Annotated in this window: 3 protein-coding genes; 1 reads left to right on the plus strand and 2 read right to left on the minus strand. The window is 71.4% G+C overall.

Annotation, left to right across the window (positions count from 1 at the left end):
* Positions 1–30 precede the first annotated feature (30 nt).
* Both ACWGE1_RS39905 and ACWGE1_RS39910 read right to left on the minus strand, forming a co-directional pair.
* Positions 31–1,092: an AI-2E family transporter gene (locus ACWGE1_RS39905; RefSeq protein ID WP_453425371.1), complete on the minus strand. Its 1,062-nt coding sequence runs from the start codon at positions 1,090–1,092 to the stop codon at positions 31–33.
* A gap of 50 nt (positions 1,093–1,142) precedes the next feature.
* Entirely contained in the window at positions 1,143–3,362 is a 2,220-nt protein-coding gene (locus ACWGE1_RS39910) for a SpoIIE family protein phosphatase (RefSeq protein ID WP_453425373.1), read from the minus strand.
* 158 nt (positions 3,363–3,520) lie between these two features.
* Here ACWGE1_RS39910 and aspS point away from each other — a divergent pair, with 158 nt between their 5' ends.
* On the plus strand, positions 3,521–5,344 hold the full coding sequence (aspS, locus tag ACWGE1_RS39915; RefSeq protein ID WP_453425372.1) for an aspartate--tRNA ligase: 1,824 nt from the start codon (positions 3,521–3,523) through the stop codon (positions 5,342–5,344).
* Positions 5,345–5,412 lie beyond the last annotated feature (68 nt).

The raw sequence follows: 5,412 nt of genomic DNA on the forward strand, positions 1-5,412 counted from the left end.
CTCCCCGCGGGGAGTCCGCCCGGCCCTCCGCTAGGCGGGGTCGACCGGCGGGGCGGTCGTTTCGGCGTACCGGCCCCGCAGTTCCGAGATCACCCCGAAGACGGCGGCGGTCAGCGGCACCGCCAGGAGCATCCCCAGGATCCCGGCGACGCTGGCCCCGGCGGTGATGGCCAGCATCACCACGGCCGGGTGCATCTGCACGGTGCGGCTCTGCACCACGGGCTGGAGGACGTAGCCCTCGATCATCTGGACCAGCAGCACCAGGCCCAGCGCCCACAGGCCGATGATCCAGCCCCGGTCGGCGAAGGCGACGAGGACCGCCACCGCGCCCGACAGGATGGCGCCCAGGTACGGGATGTAGGCCGTCACGAACACCAGGGCGGCCAGCCCCAGCGCACCCGGCACATCGAGGACGAGCAGCCCCGCGCCGATCAGTAGGGCGTCGACCAGGGCCACGAAGGTGGTCCCGCGCATGAAGCCCTCGACGGCCTCGAAGGCGCGCCGCCCCATGGCCTCCATCAGGTCGCCCGAGCGGCTCGGGACGATCGAGCGCAGCGTCCCCACGGCCCCGTCGGAGTCGCGCAGGAAGAAGAAGATCAGCACCAGCGCGAGCAGCACCATCGCGATCATCGAGCCCACCACGCTGAGCCCGGTGACCACGCCCGAGGCGGCCGTACCGCCGAACTTCGCGAGCAGGTCCTTGGAGTTCGCGGTGATGTCCTCCAGCGAGGTGCCCACCGCCCCGAAGTGCTCGGCGAGGGTCTCGCCGGCCCGCCGCAGCGCGTCGATGATCTGGTCGCCGGTCTCGATGAGCGCGAGGACGACGACGTACGTCGCCCCGCCGACGACCGCGACCACGGCCAGGCAGGTCAGGGCCGCGGCGAGCGAGCGGTTCATCCCCATACGGACCAGCCGCCGGTGCATCGGACCGAGCAGGGCCGTGCCGAGGACGGCCAGCAGCACGGGCGTCACGGCGGCCTCGAAGACGATGCACAGCCACACGCCGACGGCGAGGACGGCGGTGACGAGCAGGACGACGCCGCACCAGGCGGCGAGCCGCCGCACGGGCTCGGGCAGGAGGGGATCGGACACCGCCGTATCCAATCACGCACCCGCCGGCGCCGCCCGGGCATGGGGACGCGTCAGAACACCGGGTCCGCGTCCGTCTTCGACTGCTCGTGCAGCTCGAACCAGATCGACTTGCCCTCGCCCCGTGGGTCCACGCCCCACGCGTCGGCCAGCATCTCCATCAGCAGCACGCCGCGGCCGCTGGAGGACATCTCTCCCGGCTGCCGCTTGTGCGGGAGCTCGTCGCTGCCGTCGGCGACCTCGACGCGCAGCCGGCGTGCGCCCAGCTCGCCGACCGCCTCCGCCACCAGCAGCGCGTCGCCGTCGGTGTGCGTCAGGACGTTCGTCACCATCTCGGAGACCATCAGCACCGCCGAATCCACCTGGTCGGGGTCGGCCCAGTCGTGCAGCAGCTCCCGGATCTGCTGGCGCACGCCCGCGATCCGTTCCGGTTCCACCTGGGCCACGGTCAGTACGGTGCGGCGCGCGGGGCGGGCCGGGTGCGCCTGCGCGGTGCCGCAGTCGCAGGCCGCGCTCTCGCGGCACAGCAGCACCACCGCTATGTCGTCCTCGCGGCGGTCGGCCAGCGGGCCGGTGGTGTGGTGCGAGGAGGGTCCGTGCACGGCCTGGACCAGCAGGTCGGCCAGTCTTTCCAGATGCGGGGGGTCGAAGTGGGAGGAGCCGTCGTGCGCGTCGGACTCCAGGACCGCGCGCAGCCGCGCCCAGCCGGTTTCCAGGTCGTGCCCGCCGGTCTCGATGAGCCCGTCGGTGCAGAGCATCATCGTCTCGCCGGGTTCCAGGGTGAACCGCGTGGTGGGGTAGTCGGTGTCGGGGACGATCCCGAGCGGGAGTCCGCCCGCGGTGGGACGCATCAGGACGGTGCCGTCCGCCATCCGGATCGCGGGATCGGGATGGCCGGCCCGGGCCACCTCCAGCAGGCCGGTCCTCGGGTCGCACTCCACGTACAGGCAGGTCGCGAACCGCGGGCTCTGGAAGTCGGCGTCCCGGGCTCCGTCGTCCCGGGCTCCGTCGTCCCGGGCGCCGTCGTCCTCGTACGCGTCGGACTCCTGCGAGGAGCACAGACCGGCCAGGAAGCGGGAGGCGCGCGAGAGCACCGCGTCCGGCCGGTGGCCCTCGGACGCGTACGCCCGTACGGCGATCCGCAGCTGGCCCATCAGCCCGGCCGCCCGGACGTCGTGGCCCTGCACGTCGCCGATGACCAGCGCGAACCTGCCCGACGGCAGCGGGATCATGTCGTACCAGTCGCCGCCGACCTGGAGCCCGCCGCCCGTGGGCACGTACCGCGCCGCGATCCGCATGCCGGGGATCTCCGGGCCGAGCTGCGGCATCATCGACCGCTGCAGGCCGGTGGTGAGTTCCCGCTCGGACTCGGCCACCCCGGCGCGCTGGAGCGCCTGGGCCAGCATCCGGGCCACGGTCGTCAGGACGGACCGCTCGTCGGGGGAGAAGGACGCCGGGTGCTTGAAGGCGGCCATCCAGGCGCCCATGGTCCGCCCGGCCACGATCAGCGGGAGGAAGGCCCAGGAGACCCGGTCGAAGCGCTGGGCGAGCGGCCAGGCGGCCGGGAAGCGCCGCTTGTACTCCTCCGGGGTGGGCAGGTAGATCGCCCGGCCCGTCCGGACGACCTCCGCGGCCGGGTAGTCCGTCTCCAGCGGCATGTCCGTGAAGGGGCCCTCGTCGCACGGATCGTGCCCGTGGTGCCCGATGATCGACAGCCGGTCCCCGGCCGCGCCGAAGACGGCCAGACCGTCCGGGCTGAAACCGGGCATGGACAGCGAGGCGGCGACCCGCAGCACCTCCGCCGTGGACCGGGCCTCGGCCAGCGCCCGCCCGGCGTCCAGCAGGAAGGCCTCGCGGGAGCGCCGCCAGTCGCCGGTGATGGGGGTGTGCGCGGCCGTGGTGCCGGGCTGCGGCTCGGCGATCTCCTGGATGGTGCCGATCAGCTCGTAGTCCGTGACCCCGTCGGCCGTCTGGTTCGCCACCGGTTTGGAGCGGCTGCGCACGGTCCGCAGGACCCGGCCGTCCACGTCCATGATCCGGAGCCGGGCCTCGGCGAGCGTGCCCTCGGCGACGGCCAGGTTCACGATCCCGTTGATCTCGTTCCAGTCCACCGGGTGGAAGCGGGAGCGTACGGCGACCTCCGGCAGCACCACGGGCTCGGCGGGCAGCCCGAGCAGCCGGGCGGCCTCGCTGTCGAGCGTGACCGTCCCGGAGGCGTTGTCCCATCGCCACAGGCCGGTCGCGATGGCGGCCAGGACGTCCTCGATGCGCACCCGGCCATCTTTACAGGTCATATCCGTTACGTGCCTGTTCGCCCGCGCCCGCGGACGCATTTGCGCAGGCTGGAGGGAGTGCCCGACCCGTCACCTTCCCGGACGGTAACCTTGGGACGGTTGAATCCACCCTGGTATCGCGTAGAACTGGATGACTGATGCATCGGTACAGGTCCCACACCTGCGGCGAGCTCCGCGCTTCTGACGTCGCCGCCGACGTCCGGCTGAGCGGCTGGCTGCACAACCGTCGAGACCTGGGCGGCATCCTCTTCATCGATCTGCGCGACCACTACGGCATCACGCAGCTGGTCGCCCGGCCCGGCACCGCGGCGAACGAGGCGCTGAGCAGCGTCACCAAGGAGACGGTCGTCCGCATCGACGGCAAGGTCGTCTCCCGCGGCGCCGACAACGTCAACCCGGAGCTGCCGACCGGCGAGATCGAGATCGAGGTCTCCGAGGTCGAGGTGCTCGGCGCGGCCGCCCCGCTGCCGTTCACGATCAACACCGACGACGGTGTGAACGAGGAGCGGCGCCTGGAGTACCGCTTCCTCGACCTGCGCCGCGAGCGCATGCACCGCAACATCATGCTGCGCTCGGCCGTCATCGCGTCGATCCGCTCGAAGATGGTGGCCCTCGGCTTCAACGAGATGGCGACGCCGATCCTCACCGCGACCTCCCCCGAGGGCGCCCGTGACTTCGTGGTGCCGTCCCGCCTGAACCCGGGCAAGTTCTACGCCCTGCCGCAGGCGCCGCAGCAGTTCAAGCAGCTGCTGATGATCTCCGGCTTCGACCGGTACTTCCAGATCGCGCCCTGCTTCCGCGACGAGGACGCCCGCGCCGACCGCTCGCCGGGCGAGTTCTACCAGCTCGACGTGGAGATGTCCTTCGTCGAGCAGGAGGACGTCTTCCAGCCGATCGAGCGCCTGATGACCGAGCTCTTCACCGAGTTCGGCAACGGCCGCGAGGTCACCTCGCCGTTCCCGCGGATCCCGTTCCGCGAGTCGATGCTGAAGTACGGCAACGACAAGCCCGACCTGCGCGCCAAGCTGGAGCTCGTCGACATCACCGACGTGTTCGAGGGCTCGGAGTTCAAGGCGTTCGCCGGCAAGCACGTGCGTGCCCTGGCCGTCCCGGACACCGCCGCGCAGCCGCGCAAGTTCTTCGACGGCCTCGGCGAGTACGCGATCTCGCTGGGCGCCAAGGGCCTGGCCTGGGTCCGCGTGGGCGAGGACGGTTCGCTGACCGGCCCGATCGCCAAGTTCCTCACCGAGGAGAACCTCAAGGTCCTCACCGAGCGCCTGGGCCTGGTCCCCGGTCACGCCGTGTTCTTCGGTGCGGGCGACTTCGACGAGGTCTCCAAGATCATGTCCGGCGTTCGCGTCGAGGCGGCCAAGCGGGCCGGCCACTTCGAGGAGAACGTCTTCCGGTTCTGCTGGATCGTCGACTTCCCGATGTACGAGAAGGACGAGGAGACCGGCAAGATCGACTTCTCCCACAACCCCTTCTCCATGCCGCAGGGCGGGATGAAGGACCTGGAGGAGAAGGACCCGCTGGACATCCTGGCGTGGCAGTACGACATCGTCTGCAACGGCATCGAGCTGTCCTCCGGCGCGATCCGCAACCACGAGCCCGAGGTCATGCTGAAGGCCTTCGAGATCGCCGGTTACGAGGCCGAGACCGTCGAGCGCGAGTTCGCGGGCATGCTGCGCGCGTTCCGCCTGGGCGCCCCGCCGCACGGCGGCATCGCCCCGGGCGTGGACCGCATCGTCATGCTGCTGGCCGACGAGCCGAACATCCGCGAGACCATCGCCTTCCCGCTGAACGGCAACGCGCAGGACCTGATGATGGGCGCGCCGACGGTGCTGGAGGAGGCCCGTCTGCGTGAGCTGAACATCGCGCTGCGCAAGCCGGTCGAGACGAAGGCCGCGGAGCGGCCCGTCTCCGACGCGGTCGTCCCGGACGCCGGGTCCCCGCGGGGCTGAGTCCCGCCCCGCCGGTACCGATACGCCGAAGGCGGCGCCCCCCTCCTGTCTCTTCTACACATCTACGA

The sequence above is a fragment of the Streptomyces sp. NPDC054932 genome, from assembly GCF_053610205.1.

Coding starts and splice junctions, on each gene's coding strand:
- aspS (WP_453425372.1), top strand. CDS start 3,521: ATGCATCGGTACAGGTCCCACACCTGCGGCGAGCTCCGCGCTTCTGAC.